We start from the raw sequence: 19,475 nt of genomic DNA, 5'->3' as shown, positions 1-19,475 counted from the left end.
CGGGCACAGGCGGGTACGGGTGGCGGCGGTCTACGGATATGGCAACGAACGTGGGCCGAGCACCGACGCGCCCAGCTCACCGACCCGGCTGCGCAGCTCACGGTCGGCGGTGACCACCACGCACTTGCGCTCGGGCTCCCGATCCTTCACCAGTTCGACGATCGCCTCGTCCCCCGAGCCGTCGGCGCGGACCACGGTGACCCCGGGCACTTCCGGGGTACGGGCGGCCACGCCCTCGACGACCAGGACGACCTCGACCGGACTCGGTACCTTGCGCAGCCCCCCATTGGCCACCGGTACCAGCGCGTCACGCAGCCTCGCCGCCGCCGCTGGCCGGTCACGCCACCATCCATCCGGTACCGAGCCCACAACGTTCGCGCCGTCCACTACCAGTAATGCTGGTTTCCGCACTTGTCGCTCCCCCCTCACATGTGCTGTCGCTGGTCTAACGCAAGCGTGTAGAGAGCCGCGACGCAGCACATCTTCAGATAATGCGACATAACCGGATCGGCAGATGACGCAAACACCCACGTCAAGCGGCTTGTCCGGGTTATCATCCCGCGCTACGCGACTGCTGCGCTACGGCGATGGCGACGGGACCGGCTGGTCGCTGCGCCGATGCCGGCGGGCGTGCAATTGCAATCCGCTGACGATGACCGGGAAGTGGCTGAACGCCTGCGGCGTGTTGCCAAGCTGCCGGTGTGCCTTGGGGTCCCACTCCTCGCTGAACAGCCCGACGTCGTTGCGCAGGGTCAGCAGGCGCTCGAACAGGTCGACCGCGTCCGGCTCCCGGCCGATCGCGTGCAGCGCGTCGACGAGCCAGAACGAGCAGGCCAGAAAGACGCCCTCGGAGCCGGGCAGCCCGTCGTCGGACGATCCGGTGCGGTACCGCAGCACGAAGCCGTCCTCGGTCAGGTCGCGGCTGATCGCGTCGACCGTGCCGGCCACCCGGGGATCGTTGCCGGGCAGGAAACCGACCCGCGGGATGAGCAGCAGGCTTGCGTCAAGCTCGGTGCTGCCGTACGACTGGACGAACGTGTTGCGCTCCGCGTCGAAGCCCCGCTCGCAGACCTCCGCGTGGATCTCGTCGCGCCGGGCCTCCCACAGGTTCACGTCGCCGGGCAGGCCGAACTCGCGATGGCTGCGCACCATCCGGTCGAAGGCCACCCAGGCCATCACCTTCGAGTGGGTGAAGTGCCGGCGCGGGCCGCGCATCTCCCACAGCCCGTTGTCCGGCTCCCGCCACGCGCCTTCGAGGTAGTCCAGCAACGCGACCTGCATGTCCCAGACGTTGCTGTCGGAGGCGAGGCCGCCCTGGCGGGACAGGTACAGCCCGTCCAGCACCTCGCCCCACACGTCGAGCTGGAGCTGTCCGGCGGCCGCGTTGCCGACCCGTACCGGCGCCGAGCCCTCGTACCCGGACAGCCAGGGCAACTCGTACTCGGGCAGCCGGCGGGTGCCGTCGATGCTGTACATGATCTGCAGCTCTGCCGGGTCCCCGGCGACCGCACGCAGCAGCCAGTCCCGCCATGCCTTCGCCTCGTCCACGTAACCGGCTGCCAGCAGTGCCTGGAGCGTGTACGTCGAGTCGCGCAGCCAGCAGTACCGGTAGTCCCAGTTGCGCGGCCCGCCCAGCTGCTCCGGCAGCGAGGTCGTGGCCGCGGCGACGATGCCTCCGGTGGGCGCGAACGTCAGCGCCTTGAGGGTGATCAGCGAGCGCTGGATGACCGTGCGCCAGCGACCGTGCACCCGCGAACGGGACGACCAGCCCTCCCAGAACGCGATCGTCTCGGCCAGGCAGTCCTCGGCGTTCAGCCGGCCGGGCGCCCGCTTGAAGCTGGGCGACCAGGTCATCACGAACGGAACCCGCTCACCGGCGTGCACGGTGAAGTCGGCGACCGTCGACTTCTCCTGGCCCTCCAGCGGAACCGGGGTGCGCAGCCACACCGCGTCCGGGCCGGCGATCGCCTCGATCCCGTCCGGAACCCGGCGCACCCAGGGCACCACCCGGCCGTAGTCGAACCGCAGGGTCAGCTCGCTGTGCATCCGTACCGTGCCGCTGACGCCCTCGACGATGCGCATCACGTCCGAGGCGGCACCCCGCGGTGGCATGAAATCGATCACCCGGACGTGCCCCTCCGGGGTGTGCCACTCCGTCTCCAGCACCAGCGTGTCGCCCCGGTACCGGCGGCGCCGGGCGGTGCCACCGCCCTCCGGCGCCATCAGCCAGCGGCCGGCACGGGGCTCGTCGAGCAGGGCGGCGAAGCAGGCCGGCGAGTCGAAGTTGGGCAGGCACAGCCAGTCGATCGAGCCGTCCAGGCCGACCAGCGCGGCGGTGTGCAGGTCACCGATCAGCGCGTAGTCCTCGATCCGGCTCACCCGGCGACTCCGGTGCCGTCGATGTCGAGCACCACCTTCACGTCGTCGGGCCGGCGATGGAACCCGTCCGCGAACTGCTCCAGCGGTACCCGCCGGGTGATCAGCCTGGTCAGCCAGGAGCGGTCGGCCGCCGCCAGCGCCGCGACGCCCGCCTCGTAGTGCCGGCGGTTGGCGTTGACCGTGCCGAACACGACATCGTTGCGCAGCACCGCGGCGCGGTTCAGGTTGCCGATGTCCAGCGGGACGGTCGAGCCGGCCGAGGAGACGCCGGTCAGGCACGCCACGCTGTCGGTCGCGCTGTGGCTGATCACGTCGACGATGACCGAGGGGACACCGGTGCACTCGATCAGCACGTCGGCCTCGATCTTGCTGTCCGGCAGCGTGTCGGTGTGGTACGTGGCCCCGAGATCGGCCACCAACTCCGGTTTGAGGCCCTCGGTCACCCGGTCGAACACGTGCACCTGCAGCCCCCGCTGGGCGGCGAGCAGCGCGGCCAGCAGGCCGACCGGCCCAGCGCCGGTGACGACCGCGACCCGCGGCTCCCAGTAGGCCCGCGCGCCGATCCGGTCGATCTGCTCCCATGCCTTGGCCAGGATCGTCGTCGGTTCCAGCAACACGCCCACGTCGGTCAGGCCCGGGTCCAGCCGGACCAGCGCGTCCGGCTCGGCCCGCCACCGCTCGCGGGCGAACCCGTGCAGGCCCTTGATGCCGTGCTCGACGTACTGGCCGTTGCGGCACATGTCCCATTCGCCGGCCGCGCAGGCTCCGCACGGTACCGGATCGGGCCGGCGGACGATCCCGACCACCAGGTCACCGGCGGACAGCCCGGAACCGGCGGGAGCCTCCGCCACCCGACCCAGATTCTCGTGCCCGAGCACCAGCAGTTCCGAGCCGGGCGGTGCCTCGCCGTAGTCGGCGGCCACGATTTCGGCATCGGTACCACACAGGCCCACGCACAGCCCGTCGACCAGCACCTGGCCCTCGGACGGCGACGGCTCCGCGATCTCGCTGAGCGCCAGTGAATCGGCCACCCCCGGTCGCACGGTCAGCGCACGCATCAAACCCCCTGAAAAGATCGCACCAATGGTCACCCTACCCAGCGCGGCAAGCGCGGGCGCCGGGAGCGCAAACCCGGCCGGCCGGGGTACCCGGAGGCGCGCGGCGCCCCGATACCGCAGAATCGGGACGTGGGAATGATTAACGGGGTCGGACTCGTCCTGCACCCCGCCCGGGACTGCACGCCGGCGATCGAGCTGATCTGTTCCTGGGCGGCCGGCCACGGTGCCGCCGTGCTCGGCCTGCCCGGCGAGGGCAGCCGGACCGGCCGGCCGATCACCGAGGTCGCTCCGGAGGAGCTGGGCCAGCGCACCGACCTGATCGTGAGCCTGGGCGGCGACGGGACCATGCTGCGGGCCATGCGGCTGTCCAGCCCGACGCAGACCCCGGTGCTCGGCGTCAACCTGGGCAAGCTCGGGTTCCTCGCCGAGGTCGACCCGCCGGACCTGGCCGACGCGCTGGGCGCGATCGACGCCCAGCGGTTCACCACCGAGCCCCGGTCGGGGCTGTACGCGGGCTCGGCCGGGCGCGACACGCTGGCGTTCAACGACATCGCGATGATGCGGATACCCGGACATCCGGTGTGTCTGGTGCAGGTACACGTCGACGGGCACCCATTCGTGCGGTACGGGGCGGATGCGGTCATCGTGGCCACACCGACCGGTTCCACCGCGTACAGCTTCTCCGCCGGTGGGCCGATCGTCTCGCCCAGCGCCTCGGGGCTGCTGGTCACGCCGGTCGCGCCACACTCGGCGTTCAACCGCGCGTTGTTCCTGTCGACCGGGGAGAAGCTGACCCTGGAGATCCTGCAGGGCAGCGGCGAGATCGGCATGGAGGCGGACGGGCAGCTCATCGGCTACCTGCACCCCGGCGACATCCTGGACATGACGGTCGTGGACAGCGCGGCCCGGGTGGTACGGCTGGGCCGGACCACGTTCTACGAGCGCGCGCAGCGGCGGCTGCGGCTGACCGGTTCGGTCGAGGCCGACTGACCCCGCGGCGGGGCTCGCCCCGGGCCGACCAGCGCCTGAGCCGGCCTTCCCGCTGCGCCGGTGGCCGGATGCGGTTAGCCTTGCGCTGGTCCGGAATGGGCACCGGGAAGGGGGACGGGTGTGGGTGCACCGACATCGGTCGACCGGCTCGGTCCCGGGGACCACGCCTGCCTGACCTTCACGGATGAGGACGAACGCCTCGACATCGTGGCCGCGTTCGTCCGGGACGGGCTGTCCGCCGGCCACCGGGTGGTCTGCTACACCGACTCGTACGCCCCCTCCGCGCTGTCCGGCCGGCTGGCCGACCGGGGGGTCGAGGCGCAGCCGTACGCGGCGAAGGGCCAGCTGACCCTGCAACCGGCACGGATGTGGCTGGCCGACGGTGGGTTCCGGCCGGGCCGGGTCCTCGACGAGCTGTCCGGTGAGATCGACCGGGCGCGCCGGGACGGCTTCGCCGGCCTCCGGGTCACCGCCGACATGGGCTGGGCCGCGCAGCCGGTCGCCGGGGTCGAGCACCTGGTGACGTTCGAACAGAAGGCGAGCGAGTTGTTCGCCGCCGCGCAGGTCACCGCGATCTGCCAGTACGACCGGCAACAGTTCGACGCCGTGACGCTGGCCAGCACGACGGCGGCGCACTCCTGCGCGGTGGCGGCCACGGTGTACCACGAGGATCCGATCCTGCGGATCTGCCGCCAGCACTCCCCCGCCGGGATCCGGGTCGCCGGTGAACTCGACTACACCTCGCTGACCGTCTTCGGGGAGGCTCTCGCCGAGGCCCTCCGGCTGGACCGACATCCGCACGTCAACCTCGCGAAGCTGCGCTTCATCGACGCGGCGGCGGCCGGCGTGCTGGTCCAGGCCGCCGCCACCCTGGCGCCGGGCCGCAGCATGACGGTGCTGTCCCGGGGACTGGTGCGGACCGTGCTGACCCACGTCGGTGGCGAGGATGTCGAGGCGCTGCGTCTGTGGGTGGCGGCCGGTGATTCCTGAGCGCGAAGCTTCCGGCACCGCGGCCGCCGCCGACTCCGGTCCCGCGGAGATCCTGCTGGACCAGGTGTTCGACCGCGCCGGCCTGGTGTCGCTTCGCAGCGCCGTGGCCGCTCACAGCAGCGCGCTCGAGATCCGCCGGGAGACCGTCGAGCACCTGGTCCTAGCCGCGTACGAGCTGGCGAGCAACGCGGTGCGGCACGGCGCAGGGAAGGGCCGGCTGCAGATCTCGGTGGCCGGTGGCGTGCTGCGCTGCACGGTCTCCGACGAAGGCCCCGGCTTCCCGGAGCCGGACCAGGCCGGCCGGGTGCGGCCGGAGCCGACGGCGAGCGGCGGGCGCGGGTTGTGGCTGGTGCGCTGCGTCGCCGACCAGCTGGACATCCACTCGGACGCCAACGGCACGACCGCCGTCGCGGAGTTCCCCCTCGACTGACGGCCCGGCCCGGGACGGAAAGCGATTCGCGTCACATCCCGTTCAGTCCGGGCGCAAGAAGGCGATGGAGCTGTTTCTACGCGAGGCGTTGCGGCTGGGGCACCGGCACGTCGGCGCCGAACACCTGCTGCTTGGCCCTGCTGCTTGGCCTGCTGCGGGACGAAGACTGCCTGGCGGCGCGGATCCTGACCGGGATCGGCGCCACGGCAGCCGACCTGCGGGAACGGGTGCACGCCGCCATGAGCGAGGCGGCGTAGCGGCGGCCGCTCATCCCGGGCGCGTATCGTCGGGGCCGGCGACAACCGACGGAAGGACGCACCCGTGCTCGACCCGGACCAGCTGTACCAGCTGACCGACACCCCGGACCTGGGGCGGCCGGTCCTGATCCAGGCACTGGCCGGATTCGTCGACGCCGGGTCCGCGGTCCGGCTGGCCCGCGAGCACCTGCTCACCACGCTGGAGTCCAGCGTGCTGGCCACGTTCGACGTGGACCAGCTGCTGGACTACCGGTCCCGCCGGCCGCTGATGCAGTTCGTCGAGGACCACTGGGAGCACTACGAAAAGCCCCGGCTGGCGATCCACCTGCTGCGCGACGAGCAGGGCACGCCGTTCCTGCTGCTCGACGGCCCCGAGCCGGACCTGCAGTGGGAACGGTTCATCGCGGCCCTGACCGGCATCGTGGAGCGGCTGGACGTCCGGCTGACCGTGGGGCTCAACGCGATCCCGATGGCGGTGCCGCACACCCGGCCGGCGAGCCTCACCGCACACGCCACCCGGAAGGACCTGATCTCCGGGTACGAGCCGTGGCTCCAGCGGGTACAGGTGCCGTCCAGCGCCGGCCACCTGCTGGAGTACCGGCTGGGTGAGCGCGGTCGCGACGCGATCGGCTTCGCCGTACACGTGCCGCACTACCTGGCCCAGACCGACTACCCGACGGCGACCGAGCTGCTGCTGACCTCGATCTCGAAGTCGACCGGCCTGCTGCTGCCGACCGACGAGCTGCGCGCCGAGGCGGCCCGGGTGCGCACCGCCGTCGATGAGCAGATCGCCGAGTCGGACGAGGCGGGCGCCCTGGTCCGGGCGCTGGAGCAGCAGTACGACGCGTTCGTCCGCGGTCGCGGCAGCAGCAACCTGCTGGCCTCGGTCGGTCCGCTGCCCACGGCCGAGGAACTGGGCGCCGAACTGGAGCGGTTCCTGGCCGAGCAGGGAGGCGGGGGGCCGGTCACGGCGGGCCCGGGCACCGCAGGCCCGGAGAGCGCAGGCCCGGAGAGCGCGGGCCCGCAGAGCGCGGGCCTGGAGAGCGCGGGCCCGGAAAGCGCAGGGCCGCCGGAAAGCGCCGGGGCGGACAACCCCTCCCCCGGCGACGCGGGGTCCGGCAACGCGGGCCCGAGCAGTGCCGGCCCGAGCAACGCAGGCCCGGACGACGGATCGCAGGACAACGCCGGCCGCTGATCGACGCGACGCACGGTCGGCCGGCACCGTCCGCCGGCACCGTCGCGGGACGACGCCGGCCGGCCGGACTCGTCAGCCGACCCCGGCCGGCTTCTCGGCGACCGCCCGCACCGGGGAGCCCCCCGCGCCGTCCGGGCGTACCGGCGCACCGGCCCGCCGGCGCAGCCGGTCGTAGGTCGCGGCGCCCGCGTAGGCCAGCGTCGCGACGGCCAGGATCGTGAAGCTGGGTGGCGCCGGGGACAACGCGTAGCTGGCCCAGATGCCCAGCCAGACGCTGGCCACCGCGATCGCGGCGGACAGCCCCAGCGCTCGCAGCGGCCGGGTGGTCAACCGCGCCGCGGCCCCGGCGGGAGCGGCCAGCAGGCCGAGGATGAGCAGCGCGCCGACCACCTGGGTCGCCTCCGCCGCGGTGACGCCGACCAGGGCCAGGAAACCGAGGCCGAGCAGGCGCACCGGCACTCCCCGGGCCGCCGCGACCGTCTCGTCGAGGCTCGCGAACAGCAGCGGCCGGGCGATCGCCACCACGATCAGGCTGACCGCGACGGCGATGATCGCGGTCACCGCCGCCCGGCCGCCGGACAGGCCGAAGACCGAACCGAACAGAACCGAGACTCCCGCCGAGCCGTTGCCGCCGCTGCGCGTGCTGGTGTAGATCGTCAGGAAGAACACGCCGAGGCCGAGCAGCCAGGCGAACACGCCGCCGATCACCACGTCGTCGGGGCGCCCGCGCCGACCCAGCGCCCCCATGCCGACAGCCACCGCGACGGTGACCACGAACAGCCCCAGCCGGGCGTCCAGGCCGGCGGCCAGGGCGGCGAGGGCACCGGTGAACGCCACGTGCGAGAGCGCGTCGGCGGTGAACACCTGGGCGCGCAGCACCAGGAAGTACCCGACCAGTCCGGCGGCCACGCCGATCGCGGTACCGGCCAGGTAGGCGTGCTGGATGAACGGCTGGGCGAACATCGCGCTCACACCCTCACCGGTACCGGCCGGCGACCCATCCGCCGTGCCGCCAGGGACAGTCCGGCGGTCAGCAGGTACAGGCCGAACGCGACCGTGGTGAGCCAGAACCCGACCGGGTACGGCGAGTAGTACGCGATGAACAGCGCCACCCACACGCTGACCAGCGCCAGCACCACCGACAGCACCAGCCCCCGGGCCGGTCGCGCGGTGATCAGCTGTGCGGTCGCCGGCGGCAGCACCAGCAGCGCGAACACCAGCAGGGAGCCGGTGATCTGACTGACCGCCGCCGCGGTGGCGCCGAGCAGCACGAGGAACACCACGCCCAGCAGCCGGACCGGTACCCCGTTGGCGCGGGCCACGTCCCGGTCGATCGACGCGAACAGCAGCGGCCGCCCGACGACCGCGAGCACGATCAGCACTACCGCGGCGACGGCCGCCAGCAGCAGCACCTGATCGCTCGTGATGCCCAGGAACGTGCCGAACAGCAGCGCGTTGGTGCCGTTGAGGAAGCCCTTGTACAGCGCGACGAACAGCGCCCCGGCACCGAGCGCGAACGCCTGGGTGGTGCCGACCACGGCGGACTCCTCGCCGTACCCGGCCTGGCCCTGAGTCGGCAGCGCCGCGATCACCAGCGCCGCGACCAGGCAGAACCCCAGGTACCCGAAGCCCGCGCCGAACCCGAGCCAGACCGCGGCCGCGGCGCCCGGGAAACCGACCACCGCGAGGGTGTGCCCGGCGAAGCTCTGCTTGCGCACCACCATGAACCAGCCGACCAGGCCGCCCAGCACCGCGACGATGGTGCCCGCCCGGAACGCGCTGACCATGGACTGGAGCGACCACATCTGCCGGATGTCGTCGACCAGGTTCCAGGAGAAGCCGACGTTCACGAGCGGGCGTGCCGGTCGCTGTGGTGGGCCGGCGCCTCCGGTTGACCGACCACGACGAGACGGCCGTCCGAGGCGGTCAGCACCTCGATCGGGGTGCCGTAGAGCCTGGTCAGCGTCTCCGACGTGATCACTTCGTCGGGCGTCCCGCTGATCGCCCCGCCCTGACCGAGGTAGATCACCCGGTCCAGGTATCCCAGGATCGGGTTCACGTCGTGCGCCACCATCACCACGGCGACGCCCTCCTCGCGGCAGATCCGGCTGATCAACCCGGCGACCGCGGCCTGGTTGGGCAGGTCCAGGCTGTCCAGCGGCTCGTCGAGCATGAGCAGGCGCGGCCCCCGGGCCAGCGCCTGGGCGATCAGCAGCCGCTGCTGCTCGCCGCCGGAGAGCTGCCCGACCGGGCGGTGCGCGTAGCCGCCCGCCCCGACCAGGTCCACCAGCCGGTCGACCGTCGCCGCCGCCTGCCGCGACCGCCGGCCCGGTACCGGCAGCCCCCACCGGTCGCCGTCGACCCCGAGCCGCACCACGTCGAGCCCCCGTACCCGCAGGGACGCGTCGAAGCTGCGCCGCTGGGGCAGGTACCCGACCCCGGCGTTCGCCTCACCCGGCGCCCGGCCCAGCAGCCGCACCCTGCCGCTGGCCAGCGGCAGCAGGCCGAGGGACGCCTTGAGCAGGGTGGACTTCCCGACACCGTTGGGGCCGAGGATCGCCACGAACTCCCCCTCGGTGACCGACGCGTTGACCGCCGACCAGACGGCGCACCCGCCGAGCACCACCGACGCGTCGGTGACCTCCAGCAGGGTGGCCGTGCCGGCGGCGCGATCGGCCGGGACGGGGCCGGCCACGGCCGAAACTCGCCCGGAGTCCGGTCCGAACGGATCCCGCCCGGCCGGGACGGTCTCCGACCCGGGTCCGGTCCGGACCGTTGTGGGTTTCACCAGGGGCATTCCAGTTACTTTCTGTTATCGACGAGCGAGGCGGAGCCGGCGGCGCCCGCTGTTCCGGCGGGCCGCCCAGACGCATCGTACTTGCAAACCGTTTTCATACTCAAGTCTCCAGGGCGCCCAAAATCACGGGCCGGGCGAGCGGTGTGAACCCGGTGCCACCAGGGGTTACCCGCCTGATCCTGCCCGGTCGAGCGGCAATGTCGAGCGGGCCGTCCGGAATCTCGTCCGACCCGGGTGAGGAGGTTTCGCCCGATCGCGCCGGAGGCTGTGCGGTGAGGCAGACGCAGAGAGAGGAGACGGCCGTGCCGTACATCACCGTCGGTGAGGAGAACTCGGCCCCGATCGACCTGTACTACGAGGATCACGGCGCCGGTGCCCCGGTCGTGCTGATCCACGGATGGCCGCTGACCAGCGCGTCCTGGGAAAAGCAGAGCATGGCGCTGATGGACGCGGGTTACCGGGTGATCTCGTACGACCGCCGGGGTTTCGGCCGCTCAAGCCGGCCGATGTGGGGCTACGAGTACGACACGCTCGCCCGGGACCTCGACATGTTGATCTCGGCGCTCGACCTGCGCGAGGCCACCCTGGTCGGCTTCTCGATGGGTACCGGTGAGGTGACCCGTTACCTGGCCCGGTACGGGTCGGCACGGGTACGGAAGGCGGCGCTGCTCTCCTGCCTGCCACCGTTCCTGCTCAAGACGGAGGACAACCCGACCGGAGTCGATCAGAGCGTTTTCGACCAGATCATGATGAGCATCTCCCGGGACCGCCTGGCGTTCCTGACGACGTTCATGCACGACTTCTACAACTACGACGTGCTGCACGGCTCCCGGGTCAGCGACGAGGTCGTCCAGTTCGGCTGGAACGCGGCCGCGGACTCGTCGCCGAAGGCAGTCGCGGACTGCGTTCCGGCGTGGTTGACCGACTTCCGCAGCGACGTACCGCAGATCGACGTGCCGACGCTGCTCATCCACGGCGACTCGGACCGGGTCCTGCCCTACGAGTCGACGGCGGTACCGCTGAGCAACATGCTCCAGGACTGCCACCTGGTGACCGTGGAGGGTGGTCCGCACGGGAACATCTGGACCCACGCCGACCAGGTCAACACGGAATTGCTGGACTTCCTCAAGTCCTAGTCTGGACTTCGTCAAGTCCTAGTGCGGGATGCGGCGGGGCCGGTCGACGAACGACGGCCGGCCCCGCCACGTTGCGCGGGCGGGGTGGCCGGAGACGGCCGCCCCGCCGAAACTGCCTGCGACCGCGGGGTCAGCTCACCGTGCAGCTGGCCCCGTTGAGCGTGAACGCGGTCGGCTTCGCGTTCGTGGTGTTGTTCCAGCTCGCCAGGAACCCGACGTCGACCGTCGCGTGCGCGCCGATCGTCGGGTTGTAGCTCACGTTGGTGACGGTCACCGCCGCGCCGCTCTGCGCGAGAGTGCCGTTCCACAGCTGGCTGATCACCTGACCGTTGGCATACGTCCAGCGCAGTGTCCAGCCGTTGATGGCGGCGCTGCCGTTGTTGGTGATCTGCACGTCGCCCTGGAAGCCGCCGGCCCACTGGCCGGTCACCGCGTAGGTCACCGCGCACCCGCCGGACGGCGGGGGTGAGGTGGGCGGTGAGGTCGGCGTCCGCGACGGGGTGGGGCTGGCGCTCGGTGAGGTGGTCCGGCTCGGACTCGGCGACGGGCTGGCCGACCTGCTGGGGCTCGGGGTCGTCGACGGGCCGCCGGTGGGGCCGCCGAGCACGTCGGCGTACAGGATGCCCCGCCCGTTGGTACCCAGGTAGACGCGCCCGTAGATCCGCGGGTCACCGGTGATCGTGGCGCCGATGTTGCCGTACTGGTGCTGGTCGTCGTTGATCCGGATCCAGGTGGCCCCGGAATCATCGGAGCGGTACACCCCGTGGACCCCACCCACAGACGCGATCGCGTACAGCGCCGGGTACGACTTGCCGGCCGCCGCCTTGCCGAAGCCGATGTTGTCCGCGCCGTCCACCGTGGTGACCTTGGTGAACGAGGTGCCGGAGTTCGTCGAGTGCCACAGCCCGCCGGTACCGCCGGCCAGCCAGATGTCGCCCTCGTGCCCGGCGACGGCCTTGAAGTACACGTTGCCCGTCGACGGCAGACCGGTCGCCGCGCTGGCGGCGAAGGTCGCCCCGCCGTTGGTGCTGACGTAGAACTTGCCGCCAGAGAACCCGTAGAACTTCATGGGGTTGACCCGGTCGGACTCGACGACCGCGTTGGCCGGGATTCCGCTGGACTGGCTCCACGAGTTGCCGAAGCCGACCGAGTACGCCACCTGGATGCCCGGGTCGCCGGGCGCCCAGACGAACCGGCTGCCGTCGGCCGCCGCGGCGATCGTGCCGCCGCTGTTGACGCCGCCGGGCTCGGTGCCCTGGAACCAGTTCGCCCCGCCGTCGGTGGAGAACGCGGCGTGCGAGTCGTTCGGCCGGTCGGAGTCGGTGAAGTTGCCCGCCCGGACCATCACGCTCGGGTTGGTCTCCGCGTAGTCCAGGCTCGTCGTGGAGTCGAAGACCGGACCGGTGAACATCATCGGCGGTACCGCGTCGAGGTTCGTGTGCCGGAACCCGCCGATGTCACCCAGCGCGCTGACCAGCGGAGCCCCGGTCGGCGGGCTGATCAGGTCCAGCACCGCGGTCTCCTCGAGACCGGCCACCACCGGCTTGATCGTGATCTGGCCGCCGCTGTCCCAGTTGGTCAGGTTGGTGGTGCCGTACAGCGTCGCTCCGGTGCCGTACAGCAGGTGGTTGGAGTCGAACGGGTCGATCTCCACCGACTCGTTCATCCAGCCCAGCTTCGGGCTCGGTACCGGCGGCGCCGGTTGCGCGCCGAAGGTCAGCCAGGGCTCGGAGCTGACGTCGAGGTTGTAGCGCAGGCTGCGGTCGGGGTAGCTGCTGAAGTCCCAGATCCGCGTCCAGGTCGCGCCGGAGTCGGTGCTGCGGAAGAAGATGGCGTCCGGCCACCAGGAGATCTGGGTGGCCACCATGATGGTCCCCGGGTGTTGCCGGTCGATGGTCAGGCCGCTGTACCCGAAGTAGTCGTCGGAACTGCTGGACGGGATCGGGCTGATCTGCGTCCAGGTACCGCTGGTGGTGCTGTACCGCCAGACGTCGCCCTTGGCGCCGTCGTACGGGCCGCCGGTGTCGCTGGTGGCGATGTACAGATAGTGGTTGACGGCGTCGAGGACGCCCTTGTGCGCGATGTACCCGGTCGGGGTGCCGGCGACGGCCGACCAGGTGGCGCCGCCGTCGGTGCTGCGGTACACGGTGTGGTTCTTGTCCGCGACGCCGACGTAGATGCCCTGCGTCAGGTTGCTGCCGGTGGCCGTCGACGGGTCGAAGGTGACCCAGACGATGCCCTGGTTGTCGCTCTGGTACCCGGACGTGTCGCTCGGGTCGGCGACGTAGTTGCCGGGGTTGGGGAAGTTGGTCACCTTCGCCCAGGTGGCGCCGTAGTCGGTGCTCTTCCACAGTCCGTTGCCGCTGGGTGCGCCGAAGTACAGCACGCTGTCGCGGTGCGGGTCGATGGCCAGCCGCTCCCCCATGCCCCGGCCGGGCATGTTGCCGCCAAGCTTGAACGGCAGCGGGGTGACCTGCCAGGAGTTGCCCTGGTCGGTCGAGCGCAGAATGGCGCCGTTGTTGGGGTCCCAGCTGTTGGTGTACATGCCGGCGGCGACGTACACCCGGTTCGGGTCGACCGCGTCGGTGGCCAGGCTGACCACCCCGTTGTACCCCCAGTTGTCCGACCCGACCCAGTCCAGCAGCGGCACCCACCGGCTGGTGCTCTGGTTCCACCGGTACGCGCCGCCGATGTCGGTGCGCGCGTAGACCAGGTTGCGCTGGGCCTGGTTGAAGATGATGCCGGGGATGAATCCACCGCCGCCGATGTTGACGTTCTTCCAGGAGTACGGCGCGGCGGCGGCCGCACCCGCCGGTGCCGTACCGACCAGGACCTGGCCGGTCGCGACGGTGGCGGCGGCGACGGCGAGCGCGGCCACGGCGCTGACCAGACCTCTGCGGCGCACCCGTGGGCGGGCGGGTCCGGGTGGCCGGTGACGGTCGGCGAGCCTGCGCAGGCTCGATACCTGACTTCGGATGTGCGCGAGAGCGTGCATGGGGACGTTCCCCTTCGTCGAAGCGCTTAACCTGCGGGCAAACCCTGACGACGGCACAGTTTGGGATAAGTGGCGGGATCCGGACTTCTCGACCGCAGTGACCGCACGCGTGGGCGTCAGGTTGTTGCTGACGGGCCTGGGGCTCCCACGCCGGCTCCGCATGGAGATTCACACATCGGACCTCTGATGTCAATGAGCCGATCGGAGGCGTGCAGCCGCAGGCCACGACCGGTCTGGTTCGGCGGCTCCGGGAGGGGACGCCTAGGCTTTCAGCTATGGCCCGGGCCAACGACGCCGTCGCGGAACTCTTCCAGGAGTACGCCGACCTGATCGCGATCACCGGAGGCGAAGCGTTTCGAGCCCGGGTGTACGAAAAGGCGGCGCGCGCGGTCGCCGGCTACCCCGCCGACGTGTCGACGCTGGACCGCAAGGGGCTGGAGGGCATCCCCAACGTCGGCGGGTCCACGGCCGCGAAGATCGCCGAGTATCTCGGTACCGGCCGGATCGAGGCCGTCGAGAAGCTGCGCGGGCGGATCCCGGCCGGGGTACGGGAGCTGACCCGCATCCCCGGGCTCGGTCCGAAGCGTGCCGTGCAGCTGTACGAGCAACTGGGCGTGGGATCGCTCGCCGACCTGGTGACCGCGATCGAGGACGGCCGGGTGGCCGGGCTGCGCGGGTTCGGCGCCCGGGCGGTGACCAACCTCCAGCGCGGCATCGAACTGCTCGCCGCGAGCGGCGGACGCGTGCTGATCTCGGAGGCCGCCGAGGTGGCGGCCGAGATCGTCGGGTTGCTGGCGGCGGTGCCCGGCTGCATGCGCGTGGAGCCCGCCGGTTCGCTGCGCCGGATGCGGGAGACGATCGGGGATGTCGACATCCTGGCCGCGTCGGACGACCCGGAGCCGCTGATGGAGACGTTCGCCGGCCTGCCGCTGGTGGCCGACGTCATCGTGCGCGGCCCGACCAAGACCTCGATCCGCACCGCCGCCGGGCTGCAGGTGGACCTTCGGGTGGTGCCGCCGGCGGCGTGGGGCGCGGCGCTGCAGTACTTCACCGGTTCGCAGGCGCACAACATCCGGGTACGGGAGCGGGCGGTACGCGCCGGGTTGACGCTGTCGGAGTACGGGCTGTTCCGGGCCGACGACGGTGAGCTGATCGCGTCCGGCACCGAGGAGGAGGTGTACCGCCGCCTCGACCTGCCGTGGATCCCGCCGGTATTGCGCGAGGACCGGGGCGAGGTACGGGCCGCCCTGCGTGGAGAGCTGCCCGAGCTGATCCGGGTCGAGGACATCCTCGGCGACCTGCATACGCACACCGACCTGACGGACGGCGTCTCGTCACTGGAGGAGATGCTGGCCGCCGCGCGGGAGCGTGGGTACCGGTACTACGCGGTCACCGATCACGCCAAGGACCTGCCGATGCAGCGGATGACCGACGCGAAGATGCTGGCCCAGCGCGACCGGCTGCGGGAGCTGGCCGGCGACGGCGGGATGGTGTTGCTGCACGGTACCGAGCTCAACATCGGGCCGGACGGCGGCGTCGACTGGGACGCCGGCTTCCTGGCCGGCTTCGACCTGTGCGTCGCGTCGGTGCACTCGCACTTCGGGCAGGACCAGGCGACGATGACCCGGCGGCTGATCCGGGCGTGCGAGAACCCGTACGTGACCGTGATCGGCCACCCGACCACGCGGCTGATCAACCGGCGGCCCGCGATCGACGCGGACTGGGACGCGGTGTTCCAGGCCGCGGCGCAGACGGGTACCGCGATGGAGATCAACGCGTTCCCGGACCGACTCGACCTGGGCGACGAACTGATCATGCGCGCGAAGGCGCGCGGGGTCCGGTTCGCGATCGACACCGACGCGCACTCCACCGTGCACCTCGGGCTGCTGCGCTACGGCGTAGGTACCGCCGGGCGCGGCTGGCTGACCGCACGGGACGTGATCAACGCGTGGCCGCTGGAGGAATTGCGCGCGTTCATCGACGCGAAGCGCCGTGCCGGCTGAGGATCGCGCGCCAGCCGAGGATCGGGCGCCAGTCGAGCATCGGGCGCGGGCCGACGTCAGCCGGCGCAGCAGTTGGCGCAGGTGCCGAAGATTTCCAGGGTGTGGCTCACGTCGGTGAAGCCGTGCTCCCCGGCCAGCCGTTGTGTCCACCGCTCCACCGCGGGGCCCTCGACCTCCACGGTGTGCCCGCAGGACCGGCACACCAGATGGTGGTGGTGCTGGCTGCGACTGCACCGCCGGTAGACCTGCTCGCCGTCGCCCAGCCGCATCTGGTCGACCTCGCCGGCGTCGGCGAGCAGCTGGAGCGTCCGGTACACCGTGGTCAGCCCGACACCGGAGCCCTTGGCGCGCAGCTGCGCATGCAGCTGCTGGGCGCTGCGGAACTCATCGGTGCCCTCCAGCAACGCCAGCACCTCGGCGCGTTGCCTGGTGTTTCGGGTGATGCCTGGGGTGACGTTGGTCAATCTGGTCTCCGGGAACGGTGCGGTAGACGGCGACGTGACGAGTGTACGGCGGAGCGCGACCGTACCCGACCTTCGATGCCACCCCTTGACCTCAATATTATGGGGGTTACTATCAATTGACTGTCGATGTCTTTAGGTGGTGATTCTCATGTCGACTGCGGGTAACCGGCGCTGGTGGGCGCTGGGCGCGATGGCTCTCGCCATGCTGTCCGTCGGGCTGGACGGCACGATCCTGAGCGTCGCGCTGCCGACGCTGGCGGTGCGGCTGCACGCCTCGACCGTCGAACTGCAGTGGTTCGTCGCGGCGTACACCCTGGTCATCGCGGTGGCCGTGCTGCCCGGCGGCCTGCTCGGCGACCGCTTCGGCCGCAAGAAGATGCTCATGACCGGGCTGGCGGTGTTCGGGATCGGCTCGGTGTGGTGCGCGTACTCGTCCACCGCCGGGCAGTTCATCGCCGCCCGGGTGGTCGCCGGGGTGGGCGCGGCGATCTGCATCCCGCTGTCCCTGTCCACTCTCACGGTGCTGTTCAGCGAGCGCGAACGGCCCCGGGCGGTCGGCATCTGGTCGAGCGCGACCTTCCTGGCGTTGCCGGTCGGGCCGATCCTCGGAGGTTGGCTGCTGTCCCGCTACTGGTCGGGCTGGGTCTTCCTGATCAACGTGCCGGTGGTGGTCCTTGGCCTGGTCGCGCTGGCGCTGGCGGTACCCGAGTCTCTGAGCGCCCGGCGGCCGGCGCTGGACCCGGTCGGCGTGCTCGCCTCCTGCGCCGGGCTCGGCCTGCTCACCTTCGGCGTCATCGAGGCCGGCCAGCGCGGCTGGTCCGACGGCGTGGCGCTGTCCGAGATCGCCGGCGGACTGCTGCTCCTGGCCGGGTTCGGGCTCTGGGAGCTCCGGCTCGGGCGCCGTACCGGCGGGCAGCCGCTGATCGACACGGCGCTGTTCCGCGGGCGAGGGTTCACCTGGGGAACCATCCTGGCCGCGATGAGCGGGTTCGCGATGATCGGGGTGTTGTTCACCGTGCCGCAGTTCTTCCAGGCGATCCTCGGGACCGACGCGATGGGCAGCGGCCTGCGCCTGCTTCCAATGATCGGCGGCACGATCATCGGGGCGGGCGGCGCGGACCGGATCGCGGCCCGGATCGGCGTGCGGAGCACCGCCGCGGCCGGGTTCACGCTCCTGGCCGCCGGCCTGTTCCTGGGCGCCGCCACGAGCACGACCAGCGGCTTCGGTTTCGTCGCCGCCTGGATCGCGGTCATCGGCGCCGGACTGGGCCTGACGTTCGCCACGACCACCTCGGCCGCGCTGTCCGAACTGTCGGCCGAGCGCTCCGGCGTAGGCTCCGCAGTCATGCAGAGCGTGCAGAAGGTCGGCGCGCCGCTGGGCTCCGCGGTACTGGGCAGCGTGGTCAATTCCGCGTACCGCGATCACCTGCACCTGGCCGGCCTGCCCGGCGACCTGGCCGGTACCGTCCGGGACAGCGTCTTCGCCGCACAGGGGGTGGCCGGGCGGCTCGGCTCCGCCGGCCTGCTGGCACAGGTCAGGGCGGCGTTCACGCACGGTGTGGACGTCATGCTGGTGGTGTGCGCGGTGGCCATGGCGGTCGCGGTCGTGCTCGCGCTGCTTCTGTTGCCCGGTCGGGGGCGGCACGAGTCCACCGCCCCGGCGGCGGGGCCCGCGGAAGGGCCGGCGGAGAGGAGACCCGAACGTGTCGGTTGACCCCGTGGACCCTGCCGACTCCGCCGCCCGGCCGGCTGCGGCGGCGGCTGGATCCACGAGCCTGCGCGAACGCAAGAAGGCCCGGACGCGTGCCGCGATCCAGCGGCACGCGCTGCGGCTGTTCCAGGAGCAGGGGTACGACCAGACGACAGTGGAGCAGATCGCCGAGGCGGCGGAGGTGTCGCAGAGCACCCTGTTCCGGTACTTCCCCACGAAGGAAGACACCGTGCTGGCCGACGAGTACGACCCGGTCATCGTCGCGGCGTTCCACGCCCAACCGGCGGAGCTGAGCCCCACCACGGCGCTGCGTCAAGCGATCCGGGACGTGTTCGCGTCGATCAGCGACACCGACCGCGAACTGATCCGGCAGCGCCAGCTGCTGGCGCTGCGGGTACCGCAGCTGCGCGCCGCCTCGCTGCTCCACGTCGAGCAGACCATCCAGGTCATCGCGCAGGCGGTGGCCGAGCGCACCGGCCGCGAGGCGGACGACCTGGCGGTGCGCACGTACGCCGGGGCGATGATGGGGGCCTGGATCGCGGCGATGTTCCACTGGGCGGCCCAGCCCGGCTCCGAGGACATCTTCCGGACGATGGACGAGGCCATGGCCCACCTGGAGGACGGCCTCCCCCTCTGACCCGGTGATTCGTGGTTAGGCGCCGGGCGGCGGGGAATCGCCTGGTCAACGATCCGGCCGGTGCCGGGCGACGCACCGTGGGCGAAGGGGGACCCGTGCGACTCAACGACGACGACATGACGACCGCCAGCGACGGCAACGGGCTGGAGGGTCCGAAGGACAGCGGCGCGGGCGAGTTCGGCGTACCGGGTGTCAACGACGGTGGCGCGGACAGCGGCGCGATGGACCCGACCCATGAGGGACCGGCCGACGGCGGAGCCAACCCGGCCGAGCACGACGGGGGCGCCGACGGCGGGGCCGAGGGACCGGCGGACAGCGGGGCGGGCAAGCCGGGACAGCCCGACATGCGCGACGGCGGCGCGGACGACGGCGCGTGACCGCTGCCGGTGCGTCCCTGGTCGAGGCGAGCACAGGCCCCACCCCGGCGCCCGAG

General features: G+C 71.6%; 17 protein-coding genes and 1 pseudogene. 10 read left to right on the top strand and 8 right to left on the bottom strand.

The window, feature by feature from the left end; genetic code table 11:
- Window positions 1–30 precede the first annotated feature (30 nt).
- The 3 genes from Raf01_RS14075 to Raf01_RS14065 form a co-directional block, all read right to left on the bottom strand.
- Window positions 31–411, bottom strand: coding sequence for a PIN domain-containing protein (locus Raf01_RS14075; protein ID WP_203918293.1), 381 nt, complete (start codon window positions 409–411; stop codon window positions 31–33).
- A gap of 168 nt (window positions 412–579) precedes the next feature.
- Entirely contained in the window at window positions 580–2,379 is a 1,800-nt protein-coding gene (locus Raf01_RS14070; protein WP_203918292.1) for a glycoside hydrolase family 15 protein, read from the bottom strand.
- A complete protein-coding gene (locus Raf01_RS14065; RefSeq protein ID WP_203918291.1) occupies window positions 2,376–3,437 on the bottom strand; it encodes a glucose 1-dehydrogenase in 1,062 nt (353 codons plus the stop codon). The genes Raf01_RS14070 and Raf01_RS14065 overlap by 4 nt, the downstream gene beginning before the upstream one ends.
- 135 nt (window positions 3,438–3,572) lie before the next feature.
- Here Raf01_RS14065 and Raf01_RS14060 point away from each other — a divergent pair, with 135 nt between their 5' ends.
- From Raf01_RS14060 to Raf01_RS14040, 5 genes and pseudogenes are all read left to right on the top strand, one after another.
- Window positions 3,573–4,427 carry an NAD(+)/NADH kinase gene (locus Raf01_RS14060; protein WP_239133621.1) on the top strand — a complete coding sequence of 285 codons (855 nt, stop codon included), beginning with the start codon at window positions 3,573–3,575 and terminating at the stop codon, window positions 4,425–4,427.
- Between the two features lie 120 nt (window positions 4,428–4,547).
- Window positions 4,548–5,417 carry an MEDS and STAS domain-containing protein gene (locus Raf01_RS14055; RefSeq protein ID WP_203918290.1) on the top strand — a complete coding sequence of 290 codons (870 nt, stop codon included), beginning with the start codon at window positions 4,548–4,550 and terminating at the stop codon, window positions 5,415–5,417.
- A complete protein-coding gene (locus tag Raf01_RS14050) occupies window positions 5,407–5,847 on the top strand; it encodes an ATP-binding protein (RefSeq protein ID WP_203918289.1) in 441 nt (146 codons plus the stop codon). Before Raf01_RS14055 ends, Raf01_RS14050 begins: the two co-directional genes overlap by 11 nt.
- 131 nt (window positions 5,848–5,978) lie before the next feature.
- A complete protein-coding gene (locus Raf01_RS14045) occupies window positions 5,979–6,104 on the top strand; it encodes a Clp protease N-terminal domain-containing protein (protein ID WP_239133592.1) in 126 nt (41 codons plus the stop codon).
- A gap of 64 nt (window positions 6,105–6,168) precedes the next feature.
- A pseudogene (locus Raf01_RS14040) lies at window positions 6,169–7,053 on the top strand (proteasome assembly chaperone family protein); the annotation flags it as partial.
- A 318-nt stretch (window positions 7,054–7,371) separates the two neighbouring features.
- On the opposite strand, the gene Raf01_RS14035 reads toward Raf01_RS14040, so the two are convergent.
- Genes Raf01_RS14035 through Raf01_RS14025 form a run of 3 tightly spaced genes read right to left on the bottom strand, consistent with a single transcriptional unit; the run spans window position 7,372 to window position 9,994 of the window.
- Entirely contained in the window at window positions 7,372–8,262 is an 891-nt protein-coding gene (locus Raf01_RS14035) for a metal ABC transporter permease (RefSeq protein WP_239133620.1), read from the bottom strand.
- Between the two features lie 5 nt (window positions 8,263–8,267).
- Window positions 8,268–9,149 (bottom strand): metal ABC transporter permease, encoded by an 882-nt coding sequence (locus Raf01_RS14030; protein WP_203918286.1) that lies wholly within the window; start codon window positions 9,147–9,149, stop codon window positions 8,268–8,270.
- Window positions 9,146–9,994 carry a metal ABC transporter ATP-binding protein gene (locus tag Raf01_RS14025; RefSeq protein WP_239133591.1) on the bottom strand — a complete coding sequence of 283 codons (849 nt, stop codon included), beginning with the start codon at window positions 9,992–9,994 and terminating at the stop codon, window positions 9,146–9,148. The genes Raf01_RS14030 and Raf01_RS14025 overlap by 4 nt, the downstream gene beginning before the upstream one ends.
- 404 nt (window positions 9,995–10,398) lie before the next feature.
- On the opposite strand from Raf01_RS14025, the gene Raf01_RS14020 reads away from it, so the two are divergent.
- Entirely contained in the window at window positions 10,399–11,232 is an 834-nt protein-coding gene (locus Raf01_RS14020) for an alpha/beta fold hydrolase (protein WP_203918284.1), read from the top strand.
- 130 nt (window positions 11,233–11,362) lie between these two features.
- On the opposite strand, the gene Raf01_RS14015 is transcribed toward Raf01_RS14020, so the two are convergent.
- Entirely contained in the window at window positions 11,363–14,227 is a 2,865-nt protein-coding gene (locus Raf01_RS14015; RefSeq protein WP_275412983.1) for a cellulose binding domain-containing protein, read from the bottom strand.
- A 275-nt stretch (window positions 14,228–14,502) separates the two neighbouring features.
- Here Raf01_RS14015 and polX point away from each other — a divergent pair, with 275 nt between their 5' ends.
- Window positions 14,503–16,230: a DNA polymerase/3'-5' exonuclease PolX gene (gene polX / locus Raf01_RS14010; RefSeq protein WP_203918283.1), complete on the top strand. Its 1,728-nt coding sequence runs from the start codon at window positions 14,503–14,505 to the stop codon at window positions 16,228–16,230.
- Between the two features lie 56 nt (window positions 16,231–16,286).
- On the opposite strand, the gene Raf01_RS14005 is transcribed toward polX, so the two are convergent.
- Window positions 16,287–16,694: a Fur family transcriptional regulator gene (locus Raf01_RS14005; protein ID WP_203918282.1), complete on the bottom strand. Its 408-nt coding sequence runs from the start codon at window positions 16,692–16,694 to the stop codon at window positions 16,287–16,289.
- Between the two features lie 148 nt (window positions 16,695–16,842).
- Between Raf01_RS14005 and Raf01_RS14000 the strand changes: the two genes are divergently transcribed.
- The 3 genes from Raf01_RS14000 (at window position 16,843) to Raf01_RS13990 (ending at window position 19,419) form a co-directional block, all read left to right on the top strand.
- A complete protein-coding gene (locus Raf01_RS14000) occupies window positions 16,843–18,408 on the top strand; it encodes an MFS transporter (RefSeq protein WP_203918281.1) in 1,566 nt (521 codons plus the stop codon).
- Window positions 18,398–19,042 carry an acyl-CoA-like ligand-binding transcription factor gene (locus tag Raf01_RS13995; protein WP_239133590.1) on the top strand — a complete coding sequence of 215 codons (645 nt, stop codon included), beginning with the start codon at window positions 18,398–18,400 and terminating at the stop codon, window positions 19,040–19,042. Before Raf01_RS14000 ends, Raf01_RS13995 begins: the two co-directional genes overlap by 11 nt.
- 95 nt (window positions 19,043–19,137) lie before the next feature.
- Window positions 19,138–19,419: a hypothetical protein gene (locus tag Raf01_RS13990; RefSeq protein WP_203918280.1), complete on the top strand. Its 282-nt coding sequence runs from the start codon at window positions 19,138–19,140 to the stop codon at window positions 19,417–19,419.
- The last annotated feature ends 56 nt before the right edge of the window (window positions 19,420–19,475 follow it).

Source organism: Rugosimonospora africana (assembly GCF_016862975.1).
GTDB classification, from domain to species: Bacteria; Actinomycetota; Actinomycetes; order Mycobacteriales; family Micromonosporaceae; genus Rugosimonospora; species Rugosimonospora africana.
Note: the sequence above shows the minus strand (reverse complement) of the source record. Positions and strands in the feature narration are given on the sequence as shown.

What these genes read in the sequence shown, in the direction of transcription:
- Raf01_RS14060 (WP_239133621.1), top strand. Translation starts at nt 3,573, where the DNA reads ATGATTAACGGGGTCGGACTCGTCCTGCACCCCGCCCGGGACTGCACG.
- Raf01_RS14015 (WP_275412983.1), bottom strand. Translation starts at nt 14,227, where the DNA reads ATGCACGCTCTCGCGCACATCCGAAGTCAGGTATCGAGCCTGCGCAGG.
- Raf01_RS14000 (WP_203918281.1), top strand. Translation starts at nt 16,843, where the DNA reads ATGTCGACTGCGGGTAACCGGCGCTGGTGGGCGCTGGGCGCGATGGCT.
- Raf01_RS14035 (WP_239133620.1), bottom strand. Translation starts at nt 8,262, where the DNA reads ATGTTCGCCCAGCCGTTCATCCAGCACGCCTACCTGGCCGGTACCGCG.
- polX (WP_203918283.1), top strand. Translation starts at nt 14,503, where the DNA reads ATGGCCCGGGCCAACGACGCCGTCGCGGAACTCTTCCAGGAGTACGCC.
- Raf01_RS14065 (WP_203918291.1), bottom strand. Translation starts at nt 3,437, where the DNA reads ATGCGTGCGCTGACCGTGCGACCGGGGGTGGCCGATTCACTGGCGCTC.